Source organism: Janthinobacterium sp. CG_23.4, assembly GCF_029892305.1.
GTDB classification, from domain to species: domain Bacteria; phylum Pseudomonadota; class Gammaproteobacteria; order Burkholderiales; family Burkholderiaceae_D; genus Janthinobacterium; species Janthinobacterium lividum_D.
The window spans coordinates 509,728-529,937 of sequence record NZ_JARXUX010000001.1; the positions used below are offsets into that span (position 1 = coordinate 509,728).

The 20,210-nt window shown below is 59.7% G+C and carries 17 protein-coding genes; 9 read left to right on the forward strand and 8 right to left on the reverse strand.

All coding sequences use genetic code 11. The features are described from left to right. Positions 1-86: 86 nt before the first annotated feature. On the forward strand, positions 87-2,765 hold the full coding sequence (locus tag H4V96_RS02300; RefSeq protein ID WP_196856082.1) for a DNA topoisomerase III: 2,679 nt from the start codon (positions 87-89) through the stop codon (positions 2,763-2,765). Between the two features lie 152 nt (positions 2,766-2,917). On the opposite strand, the gene H4V96_RS02305 is transcribed toward H4V96_RS02300, so the two are convergent. From H4V96_RS02305 to H4V96_RS02315, 3 genes are all read right to left on the reverse strand, one after another. After that, positions 2,918-3,655 (reverse strand): hypothetical protein, encoded by a 738-nt coding sequence (locus tag H4V96_RS02305; protein WP_082261021.1) that lies wholly within the window; start codon positions 3,653-3,655, stop codon positions 2,918-2,920. Positions 3,656-3,731: 76 nt separating this feature from the next. Beyond that, the gene (locus H4V96_RS02310) at positions 3,732-5,153 is read right to left on the reverse strand and encodes an alkaline phosphatase (protein ID WP_196856081.1); all 1,422 of its coding nucleotides are present in this window, start codon (positions 5,151-5,153) and stop codon (positions 3,732-3,734) included. A 29-nt stretch (positions 5,154-5,182) separates the two neighbouring features. After that, positions 5,183-6,583 carry an alkaline phosphatase gene (locus H4V96_RS02315; RefSeq protein ID WP_261980950.1) on the reverse strand — a complete coding sequence of 467 codons (1,401 nt, stop codon included), beginning with the start codon at positions 6,581-6,583 and terminating at the stop codon, positions 5,183-5,185. Between the two features lie 355 nt (positions 6,584-6,938). Between H4V96_RS02315 and H4V96_RS02320 the strand changes: the two genes are divergently transcribed. The 3 genes from H4V96_RS02320 (at position 6,939) to H4V96_RS02330 (ending at position 9,232) form a co-directional block, all read left to right on the forward strand. Continuing rightward, on the forward strand, positions 6,939-7,808 hold the full coding sequence (locus tag H4V96_RS02320) for an MBL fold metallo-hydrolase (protein WP_196856080.1): 870 nt from the start codon (positions 6,939-6,941) through the stop codon (positions 7,806-7,808). A gap of 137 nt (positions 7,809-7,945) precedes the next feature. Further along, a complete protein-coding gene (locus tag H4V96_RS02325) occupies positions 7,946-8,602 on the forward strand; it encodes a DsbA family protein (RefSeq protein WP_196856079.1) in 657 nt (218 codons plus the stop codon). 246 nt (positions 8,603-8,848) lie between these two features. Next, positions 8,849-9,232: a hypothetical protein gene (locus H4V96_RS02330; RefSeq protein ID WP_280720674.1), complete on the forward strand. Its 384-nt coding sequence runs from the start codon at positions 8,849-8,851 to the stop codon at positions 9,230-9,232. Positions 9,233-9,283: 51 nt separating this feature from the next. Here the strand turns inward: H4V96_RS02330 and H4V96_RS02335 are convergent, their stop codons facing one another. The 4 genes from H4V96_RS02335 to H4V96_RS02350 all read right to left on the reverse strand — a co-directional run bounded on the left by H4V96_RS02335 (position 9,284) and on the right by H4V96_RS02350 (position 15,917). Beyond that, a complete protein-coding gene (locus tag H4V96_RS02335) occupies positions 9,284-12,862 on the reverse strand; it encodes a M1 family aminopeptidase (protein WP_196856077.1) in 3,579 nt (1,192 codons plus the stop codon). A 10-nt stretch (positions 12,863-12,872) separates the two neighbouring features. Beyond that, positions 12,873-13,766, reverse strand: coding sequence for an ABC transporter ATP-binding protein (locus H4V96_RS02340; protein WP_010393267.1), 894 nt, complete (start codon positions 13,764-13,766; stop codon positions 12,873-12,875). A gap of 171 nt (positions 13,767-13,937) precedes the next feature. Next, positions 13,938-15,134 (reverse strand): ABC transporter permease, encoded by a 1,197-nt coding sequence (locus H4V96_RS02345; RefSeq protein WP_196856076.1) that lies wholly within the window; start codon positions 15,132-15,134, stop codon positions 13,938-13,940. Between the two features lie 3 nt (positions 15,135-15,137). Continuing rightward, positions 15,138-15,917, reverse strand: coding sequence for an ATP-binding cassette domain-containing protein (locus H4V96_RS02350; protein WP_196856075.1), 780 nt, complete (start codon positions 15,915-15,917; stop codon positions 15,138-15,140). Positions 15,918-16,065: 148 nt separating this feature from the next. Between H4V96_RS02350 and H4V96_RS02355 the strand changes: the two genes are divergently transcribed. Continuing rightward, on the forward strand, positions 16,066-16,497 hold the full coding sequence (locus H4V96_RS02355) for a hypothetical protein (protein ID WP_196856074.1): 432 nt from the start codon (positions 16,066-16,068) through the stop codon (positions 16,495-16,497). Positions 16,498-16,581: 84 nt separating this feature from the next. Further along, the gene (coq7, locus tag H4V96_RS02360; protein ID WP_196856111.1) at positions 16,582-17,226 is read left to right on the forward strand and encodes a 2-polyprenyl-3-methyl-6-methoxy-1,4-benzoquinone monooxygenase; all 645 of its coding nucleotides are present in this window, start codon (positions 16,582-16,584) and stop codon (positions 17,224-17,226) included. Positions 17,227-17,477: 251 nt separating this feature from the next. Here coq7 and H4V96_RS02365 read toward each other — a convergent pair whose 3' ends face one another. Beyond that, entirely contained in the window at positions 17,478-17,906 is a 429-nt protein-coding gene (locus H4V96_RS02365; protein ID WP_196856073.1) for an OsmC family protein, read from the reverse strand. Between the two features lie 225 nt (positions 17,907-18,131). On the opposite strand from H4V96_RS02365, the gene rplM reads away from it, so the two are divergent. The 3 genes from rplM to argC all read left to right on the forward strand — a co-directional run bounded on the left by rplM (position 18,132) and on the right by argC (position 20,179). After that, positions 18,132-18,560: a 50S ribosomal protein L13 gene (rplM, locus tag H4V96_RS02370; RefSeq protein WP_010393282.1), complete on the forward strand. Its 429-nt coding sequence runs from the start codon at positions 18,132-18,134 to the stop codon at positions 18,558-18,560. Between the two features lie 9 nt (positions 18,561-18,569). Further along, entirely contained in the window at positions 18,570-18,962 is a 393-nt protein-coding gene (gene rpsI, locus H4V96_RS02375) for a 30S ribosomal protein S9 (protein WP_010393285.1), read from the forward strand. 179 nt (positions 18,963-19,141) lie between these two features. Beyond that, on the forward strand, positions 19,142-20,179 hold the full coding sequence (gene argC / locus H4V96_RS02380) for an N-acetyl-gamma-glutamyl-phosphate reductase (protein ID WP_196856072.1): 1,038 nt from the start codon (positions 19,142-19,144) through the stop codon (positions 20,177-20,179). Positions 20,180-20,210 lie beyond the last annotated feature (31 nt).

Here is a 20,210-nt window from a genome sequence, read left to right on the forward strand (position 1 = left end):
CGCAGACAAAAGCGTCGGCGCCTGGCAATGCACTGTATGATGCGCATGCTGAAACTATCCTAGAGCATTTTTCGAGACTAAAAAATATGACAAAAACCCTCATCATCGCCGAGAAGCCTTCTGTCGCGAACGATATCGCGAAGACGCTTGGCGGCTTCACCAAGCACGATGAGTACTTTGAATCGGATGAATACGTCCTGTCGTCCGCGGTCGGCCACTTGCTGGAGATCGCCGTACCGGAAGAATTCGACGTGAAGCGCGGCAAATGGAGTTTCGCGCACCTGCCGATGATTCCACCGTATTTCGCGCTGAACCCGATCGCCAAGACGGAAGCGCGCCTCAAAGTATTAAACAAGCTGATTAAACGCAAAGACGTTACCACCCTCATCAACGCATGCGATGCGGGGCGTGAAGGCGAGCTGATTTTCCGCCTGATCGCGCAAAATGCCAAGGCCAAGCAACCGGTCAAGCGCCTGTGGCTGCAGTCGATGACGCCGGGCGCCATCCGCGACGGTTTTTCGCACCTGCGCAGCGATGAAGAAATGCTGCCGCTGGCAGACGCGGCGCGCTGCCGCTCGGAAGCCGATTGGTTGATCGGTATCAATGGCACGCGTGCCATGACCGCGTTCAATTCGAAAGAAGGCGGTTTTTATCTGACCACCGTGGGGCGCGTGCAGACGCCGACGCTCTCCATCGTGGTCGAACGCGAAGACAAAATTAAAAAATTCGTGCCGCGCGACTTCTGGGAAGTGCGCGCCGAATTCGTCTGTGCGGCCGGCATCTATGAAGGCCGCTGGCTCGACACGAAGTTCAAGAAGGACGAGAACGACCCTGAGAAGCGCGCCGAGCGCCTGTGGAGCAAGACGGCTGCCGATTCGATTGCCACCGCTTGCCGCGGTCGCCAAGGTAACGTCACGGAAGAGTCGAAGCCGACCACTTCGATGGCGCCGGGCCTGTTCGACCTGACCAGTTTGCAGCGCGAAGCGAACTCGCGTTTCGGCTTTTCGGCCAAGAACACCCTGGGCCTGGCCCAGGCATTGTATGAAAAGCACAAGGTATTGACGTATCCGCGTACCGATTCGCGCCACTTGCCGGAAGACTACATGCCGACCGTGCTGCAGGCGCTGGAAACGGTCAAGGACAATAGCAACTACCACCAGTTCGCCAAGCAGATCATCGACAAGGGCTGGGTCAAGCCGAACAAGCGCATCTTCGACAATACCAAGATTTCGGATCACTTCGCGATCATCCCGACGACGATCGCGCCGAAAAATCTGTCCGAGCCGGAACAGAAGCTGTATGACCTGGTCACGCGCCGCTTCATGGCGGTGTTTTTCCCGCCTGCGGAATTCCAGGTCACCACGCGCTACACGGAAGTGTCCGGTCATCAGTTCAAGACTGAAGGCAAGGTCATGACCAATCCGGGCTGGCTGGCTATCTACGGCAAGGAAGCGTCGACCGATGCTGACAAGGAAAGCAATGGCAATGGCAACCTGGTGCCGGTGGCCAAGGGCGAGACAGTGCAGACGGAAAGCGTCAGCGCCAACGGCCTGGTAACCAAACCGCCAGCGCGCTACACTGAGGCGACCTTGCTGTCGGCCATGGAGGGCGCTGGTAAGCTGATCGACGACGACGAGCTGCGCGATGCGATGGCCGGCAAGGGGCTCGGCACGCCAGCGACGCGCGCCGCCACCATCGAGGGCTTGTTGACGGAACGCTATCTGATCCGCGAAGGCCGCGAACTGATTCCAACGGCCAAGGCTTCGCAGCTGATGACCTTGCTCAAAGGCTTGGGCGTCAATGAATTGACGGCGCCGGAGCTGACGGGCGAGTGGGAATACAAGCTGTCGCAGATGGAAAAAGGCAAGATTTCGCGTGAAGAATTCATGCGTGAAATCGCACAGATGACGCAAATCATCGTCAAGCGTGCCAAGGAATACGATAACGACACCATCCCGGGCGACTATGCCACTTTGGTAACGCCATGCCCGAATTGCAGTGGCCTGGTGAAGGAAAACTACCGTCGTTTCGCCTGCACCAAGTGCGAATTCTCGATGAGCAAGACGCCCGGTTCGCGCCAGTTCGAAATCGCCGAAGTGGAGCAATTGCTGAAGGACCGTACCATCGGCCCGCTGCAAGGCTTCCGCTCGAAGATGGGCCGTCCGTTCGCCGCCATCCTGCGTATCGTGCGCGATGAAGAGATCAAGAATAGCAAGCTGGAATTCGATTTCGGCCAGAATGACGAAGGCGAAGATGGCGAAGGCGTCGATTTCACGGGCCAGACGCCTGTGGGACCTTGCCCCAAGTGCAACGCTGGTGTGTACGAGATGGGCCTGGCCTATGTGTGCGAACACAGCGTCGCCAAACCGAAGACTTGCGATTTCCGCAGCGGCCGCATCATTTTGCAGCAGGAAATTTTGCCTGAACAAATGATGAAACTGCTCAACGATGGCAAGACGGACTTGTTGCCGGGCTTTGTTTCGCAGCGTACCCGTCGCCCGTTCAAGGCCTTCCTCGTGCGCGGCAAGGATGGCAAGGTGAGCTTCGAGTTTGAAGAGCGCAAGGCCAAGCCGGGCGCCAAGCCGGCAGCCAAGAGCAAGGCGGCAGCGACCGAGGCGGAAGGCGAAGCAGGCGCAGTGCCAGCGAAGAAAACGGCCGTCAAGAAAGCGGCAGCCGTGAAGAAGGCACCGGTGAAGAAGGCAACGGCAGTGAAAAAGCCGGCCGCCAAGAAGGCGCCGGCGAAGAAAGCGGCAGCGGCGCAGTAAGGCGCCGCCAGCGAGCAAAAAGCCAGGGTTTCCCTGGCTTTTTTTACGTCCTGAAGCTGTGCCTCAAGACGCAGTGTGGCAGTCTGGCACTGTGGCCGGTGTCAGCAGTCGTATTTCCTTGAGCACTTCAGGCGCGGCGTGGCGTCTTGTGCTTAGTCGAGGTAGTCCGAGTATTCGCGCTGCGCGTAGTTTTGCAAATTGGCCCACGGCTGCGCCTTGCTGACGCTCGGCTGCAGCTTGACGTCGACCCGGCGATAGAAGGTATTGGCGCGGTCGCCGCTTTCGATGAGCAGGGGAATCTGCTTTTGCTCATCCCACAGGATACGCTGGAACACGCCATTTTTTTCCACTTCGCGCCAGCGTGCGCCCGGCACGTTCGATGTCTGTTTCGACAGCGGCATGGCGTTCACCAGTTTCGGGTCCAGCAGATAAAAACTGTTTTCCCAGGAACCGTCAAAATTGACGTTTTCGTACTCGGCCTTGGGGACGGAGACGACGATCTTGTCGTGCGCATCGATGTATTCCACGCGTACGGTATTCTTTTCCAGCATCACATGGCGCGGTATCAGCACGGGATTGAAATGCTTGTGTTCATGCTGCGTGGCCGTGGCCGTGACCGAGGTTTTCAAGGCGACTTTCTTGTTCTCGCCGTGGCTGTGGCCTGCATGCGCGTCGGTCGACGGCGCCAGTACGCGCTCAACCCAGACATGGCCGGGGCGGCGCAGCATTTTTTCTTCGTAGCGGCTTTCGCGTGTCACGCCTTCCGGCGTCAGCACGCGGCTGTAATAGGTGATGGCCAGGTCCAGGTCGGCGGGAGCGGCAGGGGCGGCCGCCTGCGCGCCAGCAGCGAAGCCGGCGGCGAGGAGGACGGCGATCAGGGTCGATTTCATGGTGTTGCCTTTATCGTGCAAACGGGGCGGAGGGCATATGCCATCCGCCCCTGTGGGGTTACCGTATTGAGGCAGATCAGAGGCCGAATGCCGCCTTCAGCAAGTCAAATACCTTGGTGTTGTCCAGCGTGCCCTTGAAGGCCTTGGCACCGGCGCCCGTGGCCAGCAGCTTGACGTCGCCGCCGCCGTGGGTTTCGCTGGCCAGACGCACACCTGTTTCTTGCAGGTAGTTGTCGGACAGGGCCGTGGCGCTGTCGATGTTGGTGCGCAGGTCAGGGCGGTTCGGGCCGTTGCCAAACACCAGCGTGGTGTAGGTATTGCCGTCTTCATCCTTGCTAGGCTGGTTATCCTTGTAGCCACGGTTGATGTCGAGGATAGGATTGCCGCGCTTGCCATAGCCGTTGAACGCCAGCGTGTGGTCGTGGTCAGCCGTGACGACGATCAGGGTATTTTCCAGCTTCGGATCAGTTTCCTTGACCTTGTCGATGGCCGCCTTGATGGCGTCGTCGAAGGCGATGGTGTCCGTCAGCGCGCGCTTGGCATTGATGCCGTGCAAGGCGTGGTCGATGCGGCCACCTTCGACCATCAGGAAGTAGCCAGTGCTGTTTTTCGACAGCAGGTCGATGGCTTTCAGCGTCATTTCCGACAGGCTAGGCTGGTTGGCACCGTCGGCCGATGGCTTGGTCGTGCGGTCCAGTTCATAGTCGAGGTGGCTCTTTGCGCTGTACAGGCCGATGAACTTCTTGCCGCTTGGCGCCGCTAGCATTTCCGCTTTCGTCGCGGCCACGGTGTAGCCCTTGGCCGCGAATTCCGTCAACAGGTTGCGACCGTCGACGCGGCCGCCCTTGTTGCTGGCCGACCAAGGCGTGAAGTGATTGCGTCCGCCACCCATCAGCACGTCGACGCCGTCACCGAGGGCCGCGTTGTAGCCGGCCCCGCCCGGCGCCGTTTGCGCGGCGATGGCGTATTGCGCATTGCGGTTGCAGATGTGCGAGAAGGTCGCAGCCGGCGTGGCGTGCGTCAATTCCGTGGTGGTGATGGCACCCACAGCCTTGCCCTTGGCTTTCGCCAGTTCCAGGATGGTCGGCACGCTCTTGCCGCTTGTCGGGCAGTTGTCCACGCCCAGGTTGCCGTTAGTGTCGCGGCCCGGATCAACGGCGATGGTTTCCTTCGCCATCGAGATGACTTCATTGTTCATCTTGACGCCGGTCATGTAGGCGGCCATCGATGGGGCGCTGTCCGTCGTTTGCGCATCGTTCGAGAACGTCTTGATGCGCGCCGTGCGTTCCAGCTTGTCCATGTTCAGGCTGCCCTCTTCCTTGTACTTGAAGATGCGCGCCGCCGTCACGACGGAAGGGCCCATGCCGTCGCCGAGGAAGAAGATGACGTTCTTGGCGTCGGCGGCGTAGGCGCTGGCGACGCTGGCGGCCACGAGCGTAGTGAGCAAGGAGAGTTTCAGGGCCGATTGCAGTGCGGCGGGTTTCGATGCAAGTTTCATGTGCTTGTCCAATTCTTGTGTCTTGGGGATTACAGACCGCCGGCGGTCTTGACCAGGCCGAATACGGTGGTGTTGTCGATGGTGCCCAGGAAGGTTTCCGAACCTTTGCCGATGGCGCCCAGGAAGACGTCGGTACCGCCGTGGGTTTCATTGCCGACCGCAGTGCGTATCGCCGCTTCCTGATGGTAGGTGTTGGCGCTGGTGACGCTATCGTCCAGGCTTGCCATGGCGGCGCGGCTCGATTGCGTGCGTTTTTCGCCATTGCCGAAGCCGATGATCGAGTACGGTGCGCCGTCCAGGTCTTTCTCGACCGCGCCGGTGACGTAGTTCTTCACCACGCCCAGCACGCCCGCGTTGCCGGCAGCGGTCTTGCCCGTGCGCTTGGCGTAGCCGTTCAGCACCAGGGTGTGGTCATGGTCGGCCGTGACGACGATCAGGGTATTGGCCAGGGTCGGATCGGTGAGCTTGGCTTTTTCGATGGCGGCCTTGATGGCGTTATCGAACGCGACGGTGTCTTGCAGGGCCTTCTTGGCCGTCGTTTCGTGCAGCGCATGGTCGATGCGACCACCTTCGACCATCAGGAAATAACCCTTCTTGTTCTTGGCCAATACATCCATGGCCTTGGTGGTCATTTCTGCCAGGCTAGGTTCTTTGGTCGCATCGCGGTCCAGGTCGTAGCTCATGTGGCTGGAAGTGAATACGCCGAACAGGCGGTCCGTCTTGGCAGCATCGACGGCCTTGAAGTCGGTGGCGTTGTTGGCGATGGTGTAGCTCTTCGCTTTCAGTTCGGCCACCAAGTCGCGGTCGTCGGAACGCTTGCCGCCGTTCTTGAATGGCGTAAAGAATTGCGCGCCGCCGCCGAGCACCACTTCCAGGCCCGTGCTGCCCAGGGCGTTGTTATAGCCCGCGCCGCCTGGCACGAGGGCCGCAGCGATATCGTTTTCCAGGTCGCGGTGGCAGATGTGCGCGTAGGTGGTTGCCGGTGTGGCGTGCGTCACGCGCGCCGTACTGACGACGCCGGCCGCGTAGCCTTTGGCCTTGGCCAGTTCGATCAAGGTGGTCGCTGGCGTGCCGTTGTTGGTGCCGCAGTTGTTGACCAGCTTGTTGCCGTTGGCATCCTTGCCCGGATCGATGGCGAGCGTGTTGGCCGACATGGAAATGACTTCATTGTTCATCTTTACGCCCGTCATGTAGGCGGCCATCGAGGGCGCGCTGTCGGTGACTTGTGCATCGTTCGAGAACGTCTTGACGAAGGCCGTTTCTGGCAGCGTGTCCATGGTCAGGTCACCGTCTTCGCCCACCGAGTAGATGCGCGCTGCCGTCATGGTGGTCAGGCCCATGCCATCGCCGAGGAAGAAGATGACGTTTTTCGGTGGGACTTCGGGTGCCACGTCTTCTTTTTTGGCATCGCTGCCACAGGCGGCCAGCATCAGGGTAATGGCGACGCTGCAGCCAGCGACGGAAATTTTTCTGCGTGTCATGTGGTTCATCCGGCTTGGTTTGAAAGAGCTAGCAAGATAGCAAGCTAATGTGACATCCTCATGACGTTGTGACACCTTCTGTAACGCTGCGACGCCGACGTCGTTGGTGTCGTTTTTGCGCACACCATGACTGTAAAAAAACAGCGTATCGCACTGGCGCTGCTGCCCGCCCGTGCTGGCCAGGGGCCGATTGCAGCGATGATTGTGCCGAAATGCGCAACAAACAATTGCTATTTACTCGGTTTTTCTACCGGATTAAGCAACGTAATATGCAGGCATCCCAATCATTTCCTGAAGGTACATCATGTTCTCCAAATCCATCAGCAGCGTTCTTGTCGCCACCGTGTTTGCCGCTGGCGCCGCCTCGGCAGCCAGCAGCGCTCCCTTGACCCTGGACGTGTTCAATCCGGGCGAAGCGGCCATTTTCCCCGTCGCTTCCGTGCTGGTCGCGGGCCAGCATGATGCAGTGCTGATCGATGCGCAGTTTTCGCGCGCCGAAGCGCAAAAGCTGGTGCAAAAGATACACGCCAGCGGCAAGAAGCTGACGGCCGTGTACATCAGCCACAGCGATCCCGATTTTTACTTTGGCCTTGATGTGATCAAGGCAGCGTTCCCGCAGGCAAAAATCCTCGCCACGCCGGAAACCGTGGCCGAAATCCGTCGCAAGGCCGATGCCAAGGTCGCCTACTGGGGCCCTATCCTGAAAGACAATGCGCCGCACAGCATCGTCATTCCCGACGCCTTGCAAGGCCAGAGCATTACGCTCGAAGGCCAGTCGCTGAGCATCTCGGGCCCGACCCCATCGCGCACCTATGTGTGGATTCCGTCGATCAAGGCCGTCGTTGGCGGCGTGGCGCTGTTTGGCAATTTGCACGTGTGGACGGCCGATACGCAAAGTCTGGCATCGCGCCAGGACTGGCTCAAGACGCTCGATGGCATCGCCGCACTGAAACCTGTTACCGTCGTGCCCGGCCACTTCCAGGTCGGTGCCAGCCTGACGCCCGACAGTATCGGCTTTACGCGCGACTATCTGGTGACGTTCGAAGCGGAAACGGCCAAGGCCGCCAATTCGGCGGCCCTGATCAAGGCCATGAAACAGCACTACCCGAGCCTGGGCCTCGATGGTGCCCTGGAGACCAGTGCGAAAGTGGCCAAAGGCGAAATGAAATGGTAAAAACCTATTGCGCGACGCGATTTCCGGCCTGCGATGCTCACTGCCTCGGCGGCCCCGTGCCTGACACGGTTGCGCTTCTTGGCCAGAACTAGCGTCGCTCGCGACGGTTTTTCACGTCTTTTATAAAGGATAGGGTCATGCCCACACTGCATTATATTTTCGATCCCTTGTGCGGCTGGTGCTACGGCGCCGCGCCGCTGGTCGAGGCGGCGCGCGCCGTGCCAGGGCTGGCGCTGGCGTTCCATGGCGGCGGCATGATGACGGGCAGCAATCGCCGTCAGATCACGTCCGCCTGGCGCGGTTACGTCTTGCCGCATGACCGGCGCATCGAGCAGCTATCCGGCCAGCCATTTGGCGACGCCTATGTCAACGGCTTGCTCAACGACACCACGGTCATGCTCGATTCCGAACCGCCGATCACGGCCATCCTGGCTGCGGAAATGCTGGCCGGCAAGGGCCTGGACATGCTGCAGCGTGTGCAGCGCGCCCATTACCTGGACGGCTTGCGCATCGCCGACTTGCCTGTGCTGGTGGCGCTGGCGCAAGAACTGGGCCTCGATGGCACTGCCTTCGAGCGCGCATATGTGCAGCAGGCGCGCGCTGCCACGCAGCAGCACATCGATGCCAGTCGCACGTTGCTGGCGCAGGTGGGCGGGCAGGGCTTTCCCACGTTTGTGCTCGACGATGGCAGCGGCAAGCTGTCCGTGATCGATATCGGGGACTTTCTGGGACAGCCGGCGAAGTTGCAGGCGCAATTGGGCGGCGTGTGCGACGCCCACGGTTGTTCATTGTAAATATATAGAGAAGCAATCAAATCAATTGTCTTCTTTTGTTGTTGACTTCGCTACTCTGCTACCAATAGGCAAGCACGGATGCCTTGCCGGCGTAACAACACTGGGGCGCCTGCTGTTGACGCAGCACAAAGTAGTGGCTGCAATTAAATATTGCCACGTGGACATATCCGTCTTCCATGCGTAGACTTGTCGTTCTGATGATTGCGCCATCTTCCTGGCGCAATCCTGACTAGAAAGTCGTACGATATGAATATGGTGAAGCTGTCGGTGCATGGGGACGACCCCACGCTCAAATCGATTCTCGAAGTCTTGCCCACCGATCCTGAACGGCAATGGCGCAAGGGCGAGGAGAAAGGCGCGGGTCGAATGCATCTCGATTCCGGCTTCGAAGTGATCATCGCGCAGGCGTCCAAATCCCAAGTGCTGCCCTCGCGCATACGCAGCTACCTGGCCGAATGCCGCTCGCGCGGCGTCACGTTCAGCATGTCGTGCATCGTCGCCGAGCTGCAATTGGAGTTGAATGGCGACGATACGCTCGATGCCTCGCTGGAGCTGACCCTGTCCGACATGCAGCAACTGACGGAGATGGGCATTAGCCTTAGCCTGGTGACGCGTGGCGCCGCCGCCTGATACCCGCGCAACACTGAACAAGCAGCCGTCCAAGAAGACGGCCACTGTTCGTCACGTTTCTTCCAGCTCGACAGTGAGCATATTGTCATCGGGCTTGCGGTCGATCAACTTGTTGTCGGGATCGATGCCTGCCTTGCCTGGCCGGCTATTGACGATGACGGTATAGCGCGCTTCACGCGCCGTCATGCGCAGGCGCTCGCGCAACAGCGGATGGCCATACGCATCGTCGACGCCAATCTCGATCCAGTCATGCAGGGGCGCGTCGTGTTCCTCGCCCTGTTCGCCAGCCGTCAATTTGCTCGCCTGCACCTTGAGGGTGACAGCGTACTTGCCGTCGCTGCGCTTGGTAGCCGTGGCCGACAGGGCACGGTTGTCGAACAACACGATTTTCTCGAACAGATCATCGATCAGGTAAGCATGCTCGGGCGGCGTCACCTGGCGCAAGCCCTGGACCAGGGCCGTCACGCTGGCGTACGGCGGACCTTTTTGGCCATGCGTCTTGAGCAGCGCGCGTAGTACGCCATTGACTTTGTCTGCGCCGATCATGTCTTGTAGCAAGTACATGGCCAGGCTGCCCTTGTGGTAATGGATGTAAGCCTGGTTTTCAGTCTCGGCCAACGGCAGTTCTTTTTTGCGCTCGGTACTGCGTCCTATCAGGTATTGATTCAAGTCATAGCGCAGGAAACGGCGCATCTTCGCCGGCCCCACGGTTTTCTGCATCACCATCAGGGCCGAATATTCGGCCAGTGTTTCACTGAGGACGGTGGCGCCGCGCGTGTTACCGCCCACCAATTGATGCGCCCACCACTGGTGCGCCACTTCATGCGCCGTGACGTAGAACGGATAGTCGATATCTTTCGGGTTCTTGTCATCGACCTTGGCGATAAAGCCCAGGCCTTCCGAATATGCAATGGTATTCGGGAACGACTGTGCAAAGGTGGCGTAGCGGGGGAATTCGACGATGCGCAAGACCTTGTGCTGGTAAGGGCCGAAGTTTTTCGTGTAGTAATCGAGCGCTTCCTTGCTGCCGCGCACGAAACGTTCGAGGTTGTACTCATGGCCAGGATGGTAATACACGTCGATGCCCACATCCTGCCAGCGCTCGTGCCTGACGGCGTAGCGGGCCGACTGGAAGGCGTAGAAATTGACGATAGGCAGGTCCATCGTGTAATGGAAGTAATGGCGGCCCTTGGCGATCCAGTCCTTGTTCAGCGTGCCCGGTGCGATGGCTGTCTGGCCATCGACGGTGCTGACGGTGGCGTCAAAGTTGATGCGGTCAGCGTCGTTGCTGACGTAATTGTCGGCCAGTCCGCGTGCATCGTCACGTGGCAAGACCTGTTCGCGCGCGGGCAAGCCATGTTTCTTGCGGTCGCGCGGGTCTGTCAATTCCTGCTGCGGCTGGTAGCCGATGCGCGGCAGCACGGCATTCGTGAAGAAGGTACCGTTAGCCACTACGGGCGTGTCCTGGCCCAGGCCGAAGAGGCCGCGCGGCGCATAGGAAATGTCGAAATCGAGGCCCAGGCTGGCGCCCGGCGCCAGCGGCGCGGACAGACGGTAGCTGTAAAAGCCCAGCTTGGCGTCATCGAGACCGGGATGCACGCGCGCATCGAAACGCAGGCGCATGGTAGACGTGGGATCTTGTTGCACAAAAATGTGGCGGATCGGCAGGCTGGTCTTGTTTTGCAGCATATAGCGGCCCGTGACGGCCAGGGTGCGCTGCGCCGGGTAGATTGCCACGTCGAGTTTCACGTCGGTGATTTTCGGCTGCGCCGTGGCGGCAAACTTGCGGTACTGGCGCTCGATACTGGCGCGGTCCGCATCGCGGCCAAATTCGGACTTGTCATCGTTGGCCACGTGGAAGACGTAGAACAGCACGCTGCCGGTCCCGAGAAATAGCAGGGCGCCGCCGGCAAAGCTGGCCAGCACACCGTGCGTCAGGCCGTGGCGCGCCAGGCGCAATCGGATGCGCCAGCTGTCTTGCGCGCCGCGCGGCCAGAACAGCAGCGACAGCAGCGTCAGCATGATGGCCGCGCCGCTCCAGTACAGCAAGTACCAGCGCTCACGCAAGACATAGTGGCCGGCCCCGTTCATGGCCGAATACACGAAGTCCGGCGTGCTGCCGTATAGCAGCAGCGGGTCGCCCAGGCCCAGCGAGGCAAAGCTGATGCTGGCGATGTGGTACACAATCATGGCGAAATATGCCAGATACTTGTGATTGATCAGTACCTGCAAAAAGATGGCCAGCACGGCGATCAGCGCATAAGACGGCAGGTGCGACAGGAATAGCGATTCCAGGTACAGGCCGGGGTCGAGGCGGTAATAGCCCTTGAAGATCTGGATCGACATGCCGCACAACATGATGACCAGGCTGAGTAGTGCTTGCAGGCCGATCAGCGCAAACAGCTTTGACAGCAGCGGCAGCCAGTTTGGCACGGGCAGGGCGTCGAGCATCAAGTGCGTGCCCGTCTCGCGTTCGCGCCACACCAGTTCGCCCGCATAGAAGGTGGTAATGATCAACATGAACAGGGCGAACGAGGCGCTGACCATTTGCAGCACCTTTTCCGTTGTCGGATAGGTATTCGTGCCGTAGAGCGAGCCCATGTCGAGCGCGCCGCCATACATGGTCAGGACGCCTGCCAGCACGATGACGACAAAATAGATGTTCTTGATGGTTTCGCGCAGGTTCAGCCAGCTCATCTTGAGCAGCAGGGACGCCAGCTTGCGCTGCGCAAAATCAGGCGCTTGCTGCGTCGACAGTGACGCTTTCGACAGGCGCAGCGGGACGTCGCCGTCGCTGCGGCGCTTGCTGGCACCGGCGTCCGTCGTGGCGTGTAGCTGGAAGCGCCAGTAACCGAGCAGCAAGGTCACCAGGGCGAAGCCGGACCAGATGGCGCGGTTCAGCAGGTATACGCCTTCCAGGGTCACCAGGCGCGTGTTGCGCTGCGCATTCGGCCAGTATTCCGTCAGGCGTATCAGCGCCGTGGTGCCGAAGGGGTCGATCAGGGCGGCCAGGGTCTTGTAGTCGAGGTCGCGCGCCAGCGAGGGCGCCACCAGGTAGCCGATCAGCATGACTACCGAGCTGATGTAGACGGGCAGCATGCGCCGCGTCAGGGCGGCGATGACGAAGAAGATGGCGCCGAAGATGAACAGGTTCGGCAGCAGCGTAAATACGTACGGCATCAGGTAGGCCAGCGCGCGTTGCGGCCCCAGCCGTTCCGGGTCGATGCCGGGCAGCCAGGTGCCCAGCCACGCACCGATCACGATGCTGGAAAACACGGCGGCCAGCACCAGGTAGGCACCGAGGAAGCGGCCAAAGACATACTGGTATTTTTTGATCGGCGCGCTGAAGAAGAAATGCTGCATGCCGTATTCGAAATCCTGCTGCACCGAGCGGCCCATCATGGCGGCTACCACCACGGCGCCGAAACAGCCCAGCACGCTGCAGGTGAATGCCAGCGAGCGCGGCGCATTGATCAGGAACTTGCCGCCAAAACTGATGCTCGCTTCCTTGAAGACGCCGCCGGCGGCGGCCATCCACAGCATGGACAAGGCCAGGAACATGGCGAAATACACCCAGGTGGACAGCAGCTTGAGCCGCTGTCGCGCTTCAAAGCGAGCGATGGCAAACATGGCCGTCCCCTCAGTCGCACTGCGGGGCGACGCGGTGGCGCCCGGCAATGGTGGCGAAATACAGGTCTTCCAGGTCGCCGATGGCTTCTTCGAAGCCGTCGCCCGGATCGTCGTCGCTGTAGACGTGGATCAGGGTGCGGCCCGACAGCAAGCGCGTGGAAATGACGGCGTGGCGCTGCTGGAAGCTGGCCAGTTCTTTCTTGTCGACAAAGCGTGCCCAGATCTTGCAGCTGACTTCATCGATGAGTTCCTGGGTCTTGCCGCACAGCAGCAAATGTCCCTTGTTGATGATGGCCATGTTGGCGCACAGGTCGGCCACGTCGGACACGATGTGGGTCGACAGTATCACCGTCTTGTCTTCGCCGATGTCGGACAGCAAATTATGGAAGCGCACGCGTTCCTGCGGGTCGAGGCCAGCCGTCGGTTCGTCGACGATGATCAGTTTCGGATCGCCCAGCAAGGCCTGGGCGATGCCGAAGCGCTGGCGCATGCCGCCGGAAAAGCTGCCCAGGCGCTGGTGGCGCACGTCGAACAGATTGGTCTGTTGTAACAGGCCATCGACGACTTCGCGCCGGCGCGCCCGCTGCGACAGTCCTTTCAGCATGGCGAAGTGGTCGAGCAGCTCGTACGCCGTCACTTTCGGATACAGGCCGAAGTCTTGTGGCAGGTAGCCCAGCATGCGGCGGATCTCGTCCTTATCGTCGAGCACGTCGTACTCGCCGAAGAAAATGGCGCCGGAATCGCATTCCTGCAGGGTGGCCAGGGTGCGCATCAGGGTCGACTTGCCGGCGCCGTTCGGGCCCAGCAAGCCAAACATGCCGGGCGGTATCGTCAGCGATACCTGATCGAGCGCCACCACGCCATTCGCGTAGGTCTTCGACAATTTCCTGATCTGCAATTCCATACAACTCCTAACTCATGCGTTACAGCCCGATGCTGCAGGGCTTCTGTATGCAGGCATTGTATTGAATTTAAGACGTACTGGGCAGTTGCATGCGATGCACGGTCTTTTCGCGTGCCCAGAGTGCAGATGCGCGGAGTGGATGGCCCCTGCGCGTCAGCCTTTTGACTGCGTCTAATTGCGAAAGAGGACCGATTCGCGGTTAAACCACCAGCGGCACAGCATCAGCAGCGCACCCGCGATCAGCGTGGTCGAGGCCAGGATCACGCCGAACATGCGGTAATCCATGGTGCCTTTTACCAGCTCCTTCATGGCCAGCGAGACATTCGTCAGCGGCACCATGGCCCACATCCAGTTCAGTTCGACGCCGGGTAGCATGGCCGCCACGGTGGGCAGGATGACAAACATCATCAAGGGTGTGATCATGCCGGTCGCTTCCTTGTAGCTTTTTGCATAGATCGAGATCGACAGCAGCAGCGAGGCGAAAATGGCCGCCGTCGGCACCAGCATCAGCGTCACCATGGCCAGATCGAGCCAGCCGATGCTGCGCACCAGGACAGCCATGTGGCCTTCGAGCGAGCTGCCGAAGATGGCCAGCAGGGCGCCCATGCTGCCGACCATCAGCACCGCCGACGTCATGCCGACGGTAAACAGCACGAGAAACTTGGCCAGCACGATGGCGCTGCGCGGCACGGGCGCCAGCAGCAGGGTTTCCAGGGTGCCGCGCTCCTTTTCCCCGGCGCCCAGGTCGATGGCGGGATACATGGCCGCCGTCAGGCACACCATCAGCAGTAGATAGGGCAGCAGACCGCCGATGATGGCGCCCATCTGCTCGCGCTCGTTGGCCGTCGATTGCTTGTCGAGCACGATGGGGTGCAGGGCAAAAGCGAGCTGGGCCGGACTCAGGTTCAGGGCCGACAGCGCCCCTTCGCGCAGGCTGGCGTTATACGCCTCGATGATTTCGCGCACCCGCTGCTGGGTCACGTCGACCGTGCTGGCGCTGTTGTAATGCAGGGTCACCCTGGCTTGCCGTTGTTGCGCCAGCGTTTCTTCAAAGTGGGGCGCAATGACGACGGCAAACTTGATGCTGTCGTCGCCGATGGCGCGGCCGATGTCGGCCTCGCTGGCCAGCGCTACTTCGCGCAAGTTGTACTGTTGCGCAAAACGCGCGCTCAGGCCCGGCGAATGTTCTTTGCCGAACAGGGTGTAGCGCATTTCCGCCGTCTTGGCATTCTTGAACATATTGTTCGAGACGTAGGCGAAGCCGCCAAAAATCAGCGGCATGGCAAAGATGGGGATGAGGATGGTGAAGATCAGCGTCTTGCGGTCGCGCGTGAGTTCCAGCAACTCTTTCAGATAAATGGTCCACATGGCTCAGCTTCCCTGCTTGATGACGCTGACGAAAGCGTCGTATAGATCGGCACTGCCGCCCAGCTGGCGCAGTTCATTGACCGTGCCATTGAAGGCGGTAGTGCCGCGGTTGATGATGCAAACGCGGTCGCACAGCTTTTCCACTTCGTGCAGATGGTGCGTGGAAAAGATCAGCGGCACGCGCAGCGCCTTGTAGCTGGCGATGAAGTCGAGCAGGATCTTGGCCGACATCACATCGAGGCCCGTGGTCGGCTCGTCGAGGATCACCACTTGCGGCTCATGCACGACGGTGCGGGCGATCGCGCACTTTTGTTGCATGCCGGTTGACAACTGATCGGCCCGCTTGCCGCCGTAGTCCTCCATCTGCAGCAGCGCAAACAGCTCGTCGCAGCGGCGCTTGAGTTTATCGGCCGGCATGCCATGCAGACGGCCAAAGTACTCGACGTTCTCGCGCGCCGTCAGGCGGCCATATAGCCCTGTCGAACCGGACAGAAAGCCGATGCTCTGGCGCGCTACCAGCGGTTGCTGCAGCACATCGACGCCATTGACGAGGGCGCTACCCGCGTCCGCTTGCAAGGCCGTCGACAGCAGGCGCAACGTGGTGGTCTTGCCGGCCCCATTCGGCCCCAGCAGGCCCAGCACTTCGCCCGCGGCGCAGCTGAAACTGACGTCGCGCACGGCGTGAAACCAGCCCGCATGTTCGCGCGGATCGCTGACGTGTGCGCCCTTGCCTTTGTGGGGGGGCATGCGAAAACGTTTTGCCAGGTGTTTGACCTCAATCATGTATGCCATCCATTCAACGGTGAAGAGCGAGAGTAGCATGCAAAAAATGTAACTTGCAAGGTGGAAATATCGTATGGTCTATTGAAAAAAACAGCATCTTCATGCAAGCTGGCTCGGTAGGCGCCGGCGGACGGCGCGGGAGAGCGCAATGCAAACGATCGATCAGGCAATGCAGGACAAGGTACTCGCTGTGGCGCGCGCCGGCATGACGAGCGCCGAAGCCATTGGTTTCTTCCGCGTCAGCCTGGGTTTGTACTATCTGGCCAGCTTGATGACGCAAGAAACCCTCGACTTCAAGCAGATCGACGCGCAGTACAACCGTTTTATTTATCACTCGATTGGTGGCGGGCACAGCATCGCCAGCGTGTTGCAATTCATGAGCGGTGAGAAAGTCTTGCGCGTGCTGCAGTCAGAGCGGTTTCTTGCCGCGTTTGCCCAGCATTGCCCGGACATCCCCGTCGACAGCATTTCTTTCCTGGTTTCACTCAACCTGGGCGTGGCGAAAAGCCTGTCCGGCCTGGACGCCGTTGGCCCCGTGGTCGATTGGATCGAGCAGGAAAAAGCGCGCACAAGTCAATAAAGCCCTTTTCACCCTGCGCGCGGCGTGGATACGTCTGTCCCTGATCGGCCTATAATCATGTTTTCTCCTACATGAATATCCATGATGACCGCGAACCGATATCTTGACCCCCTGGATCGTTTGATTGTTGGCGCCGACAAGGCCCTGCGCGTCATCGCTGGCGTAGCTTCGGCCTCGCGCCCCTCGCCGGCTGCGCACGCGCCCGATGCGCAGCTGAGTGCGCCCGAGCAGCGCCACAGCGCCGGCTTGATGCGCGTCAACCACGTGGGCGAAGTGTGCGCCCAAGCCTTGTACAACTCGCAGGCGCGCTATGCGCGCAGCCCGGCCATCCGCGCCCAGTTTGATGAAGCGGGGCGCGAAGAGGAAGATCACCTGGCCTGGACGGCGCAGCGCCTGACGGAGCTCGGTTCGCGTTTGAGCCTGCTCAATCCTCTGTGGTATGCGGGTTCCTTTGCGTTGGGCACCATCGCCGCGCGCATGGGCGACGGCCGCAGCCTGGGTTTTGTGGTGGAAACAGAGCGCCAGGTGGAGGCGCACCTGGCCAGCCACTTGCAAGAATTGCCGCCGCAGGACGCCAAGTCGCGCGCCATCGTCAAGCAGATGGCCATCGACGAGATCGAACACGGCGCCGCCGCTCAGCGATTAGGCGCCATCGAGACTCCGGCGCCCGTCAAGGCGTTGATGGGCATCATGGGCAAAGTCATGACCAAGACGGCCTACTATATTTAAAAACACCTGAGAAAAAGTCCATGGCTGCGTTGCACTGCCTCGCCGTACTATTCGTACTGTCTTCGGCATTGCGCCTTGCCCTGAACATTTTTCAGGTGTTTTGAGAAAAGCTGCCGATTCAAAAGCTGCCTGAGCCGTGAAACGCCTGACAAAACCGTAGCGAGCGGAAGGGAGAGGCGGTCGAGAAGCGCAGCCGTGCTAGAGCACGGCGAGCATCGCAGGCCGCCTATACCGACGCGCAGTAGGTTTGGTCAGGCGCTTTCTTCGATGATCTCGAAGGAATGCGTGATCTCGGCCGTTTTGGCGAGCATGATAGACGCCGAGCAATATTTGTCGTGCGACAACGAAACGGCCCGTTCCACGGCCGCCGGTTTCAGGGCCTTGCCTCGCACGGTGAAGTGGAAGTGGATCTTGGTAAACACTTTCGGATCGGTGTCGGCGCGCTCGGCCTTCAGGCTCACTTCGCAGCCGCTGACGGCTTCGCGCCCGCGTTTCAGGATCAGCACCACGTCATAGGCGGTGCAGCCGCCCGTGCCCAGCAAGACCATTTCCATCGGGCGTGGCGCCAAGTTGTGGCCGCCGCCATCGGGCGCGCCATCCATGCTCACCATGTGGCCGGAACCGGTTTCTGCCCGAAAACTCATGCCCGAAGGGCCATTCCAGCTGACTTTGCATTCCATCGTACTCTCCGAAAATTGTAAGCGTTGGGTATTGTAATAGAGGAAGGCCGGTCCATGTGCGGCTCGCCAGGGCGCAGCGGGTCTGCATCGTCGCTTGACGCGGCAAGGCAAAGCCGCTTATACTTGTCGGCTTTCCGTTCGCTCAGGAAAAGTAAATAAGGCAGAGTCCGCACGGCAGCTTCGGCGGAACCACCATTTGAGCGTGTAATCTATTAGGAAGTCAACATGAAAACATTTTCCGCTAAAGGACATGAAGTCCAGCGCGATTGGTTCGTGGTTGACGCGACGGACAAAGTCCTCGGACGTGTTGCCAGCGAAGTGGCACTCCGACTGCGCGGCAAACACAAACCAGAATTTACTCCTCACGTCGATACCGGCGACTTTATCGTCGTCATCAACGCAGGCAAACTGCGTGTGACCGGTACCAAAGCTACTGAGAAAATTTACTACCGTCACTCTGGCTATCCAGGCGGCATCTACGAAACCAACTTCCAGAAAATGCAACAGCGTTTTCCAGGTCGCGCGCTTGAGAAAGCGGTCAAAGGCATGTTGCCTAAAGGCCCACTCGGCTACGCAATGATCAAGAAGCTGAAAGTGTACGCGGAAGGTTCCCATCCGCACGCTGCTCAGCAACCTAAAGCACTTGTTCTCTAAGGAACTGACATGATCGGTAATTACAATTATGGAACCGGCCGTCGCAAAAGTGCAGTGGCTCGGGTTTTTATCAAAGTTGGCACAGGCTTGATCGTTGTTAACGGCAAACCAGCAAACGAATACTTTTCGCGCGAAACGGGTCTGATGGTCATCCGTCAACCACTGGAACTGACCGGCAATGTCGAGCGTTTCGACATCAAAGTCAACGTTCATGGCGGCGGTGAGTCGGGCCAGGCTGGTGCAGTTCGTCACGGCATCACCCGCGCTCTGATCGACTACGATGCAGCGTTGAAACCGGAACTGGCAAAAGCTGGCTTCGTTACCCGCGATGCACGTGAAGTCGAGCGTAAAAAAGTTGGTCTGCGCAAAGCACGTCGCGCAAAGCAATTCTCGAAGCGTTAATTTTTACGCTACAGCATCTTTATGGTGCTGGTCGAAAAGCCGCTGGACTTCGGTCCTGCGGCTTTTTTGCATTTCAGCGCAATGCGTCGTTGCGCTGTAAAATACGCGCAAAACGCGCATGGGCGGCGTTTCTGCTCATCTTTATGCAATCTTATGCACTCTAAACACAAGGAAAGAACATGATTAAAGTTGGCATCGTCGGCGGCACTGGATACACGGGCGTGGAATTGCTGCGCTTGCTGGCAACTCATCCTGATGTTGAGTTGACGGCGATTACCTCGCGCAAGGAAGATGGCTTGCCCGTTGCTGACATGTATCCTTCCCTTCGTGGTCATGTGAAACTGGCGTTTTCCGCGCCGGACAAAGCCAATCTGGAGCAGTGTGACGTGGTCTTCTTTGCCACGCCACATGGTGTTGCCATGGCGCAAGCACCAGCGCTGCTGGCTGCCGGCGTGAAAGTCATCGACCTGGCCGCCGACTTCCGCCTGAAAGACCAGGCCAAGTTCGAGCAGTGGTACAAGATCGCCCACACGGCGCCCGAGTTGATCGAACAGGCCGTGTACGGCTTGCCGGAACTGAACCGCGAAGATATCAAGCAAGCCAAGCTGATCGCCAACCCCGGTTGTTATCCGACCACCATGCAGTTGGGCTTTTACCCGCTGCTCAAGGCTGGCTTGGTGCATGCGGGCGGCTTGATCGCCGACTGCAAGTCGGGCGTGTCCGGCGCTGGCCGCAAGGCGGAAATCGGCATCCTGTTCTCGGAAAGCAGCGACAGCTTTAAAGCCTACGGCGTGGCCGGTCACCGTCACTTGCCGGAAACGACGGCGCAATTGCAGCGTTTCACGGATGAGAAAGTGGCGCTGACCTTTACGCCGCACCTGGTGCCGATGATACGCGGCATGCATTCGACCCTGTACGCGCAGCTGAACAAGGACGTCAGCAATGAAGCATTGCAAGCCTTGTTCGAGGAGCAATACAAGGATGAGCCTTTCGTCGACGTGATGCCATTCGGCTCGCATCCGGAAACGCGTTCCACGCGCGGCTCGAACATGCTGCGCCTGGCCTTGCACCGTCCCGAGGGCGGCAACACCGTCATCGTGCTGGTGGTGCAGGATAATCTGGTCAAGGGCGCATCGGGTCAGGCCGTACAGTGCATGAACTTGATGTTCGGCTTGCAAGAAACGGCCGGTTTGCAACACATTGCCCTGATGCCATAAAAATCGGCAGTCGTGCTTGCGCAGGTCCGGC

Bases quoted from the DNA above. Each gene is read 5' to 3' on its own strand.
- H4V96_RS02320 (WP_196856080.1), top strand. From the start codon at position 6,939: ATGTTCTCCAAATCCATCAGCAGCGTTCTTGTCGCCACCGTGTTTGCC.
- argC (WP_196856072.1), top strand. From the start codon at position 19,142: ATGATTAAAGTTGGCATCGTCGGCGGCACTGGATACACGGGCGTGGAA.
- H4V96_RS02355 (WP_196856074.1), top strand. From the start codon at position 16,066: ATGCAAACGATCGATCAGGCAATGCAGGACAAGGTACTCGCTGTGGCG.
- coq7 (WP_196856111.1), top strand. From the start codon at position 16,582: ATGACCGCGAACCGATATCTTGACCCCCTGGATCGTTTGATTGTTGGC.
- H4V96_RS02315 (WP_261980950.1), bottom strand. From the start codon at position 6,583: ATGCTGGCCGCCTGTGGCAGCGATGCCAAAAAAGAAGACGTGGCACCC.
- H4V96_RS02310 (WP_196856081.1), bottom strand. From the start codon at position 5,153: ATGAAACTTGCATCGAAACCCGCCGCACTGCAATCGGCCCTGAAACTC.
- H4V96_RS02350 (WP_196856075.1), bottom strand. From the start codon at position 15,917: ATGATTGAGGTCAAACACCTGGCAAAACGTTTTCGCATGCCCCCCCAC.
- H4V96_RS02300 (WP_196856082.1), top strand. From the start codon at position 87: ATGACAAAAACCCTCATCATCGCCGAGAAGCCTTCTGTCGCGAACGAT.
- H4V96_RS02305 (WP_082261021.1), bottom strand. From the start codon at position 3,655: ATGAAATCGACCCTGATCGCCGTCCTCCTCGCCGCCGGCTTCGCTGCT.
- H4V96_RS02365 (WP_196856073.1), bottom strand. From the start codon at position 17,906: ATGGAATGCAAAGTCAGCTGGAATGGCCCTTCGGGCATGAGTTTTCGG.
- H4V96_RS02325 (WP_196856079.1), top strand. From the start codon at position 7,946: ATGCCCACACTGCATTATATTTTCGATCCCTTGTGCGGCTGGTGCTAC.
- H4V96_RS02335 (WP_196856077.1), bottom strand. From the start codon at position 12,862: ATGTTTGCCATCGCTCGCTTTGAAGCGCGACAGCGGCTCAAGCTGCTG.
- rpsI (WP_010393285.1), top strand. From the start codon at position 18,570: ATGATCGGTAATTACAATTATGGAACCGGCCGTCGCAAAAGTGCAGTG.
- H4V96_RS02345 (WP_196856076.1), bottom strand. From the start codon at position 15,134: ATGTGGACCATTTATCTGAAAGAGTTGCTGGAACTCACGCGCGACCGC.
- H4V96_RS02340 (WP_010393267.1), bottom strand. From the start codon at position 13,766: ATGGAATTGCAGATCAGGAAATTGTCGAAGACCTACGCGAATGGCGTG.
- H4V96_RS02330 (WP_280720674.1), top strand. From the start codon at position 8,849: ATGAATATGGTGAAGCTGTCGGTGCATGGGGACGACCCCACGCTCAAA.
- rplM (WP_010393282.1), top strand. From the start codon at position 18,132: ATGAAAACATTTTCCGCTAAAGGACATGAAGTCCAGCGCGATTGGTTC.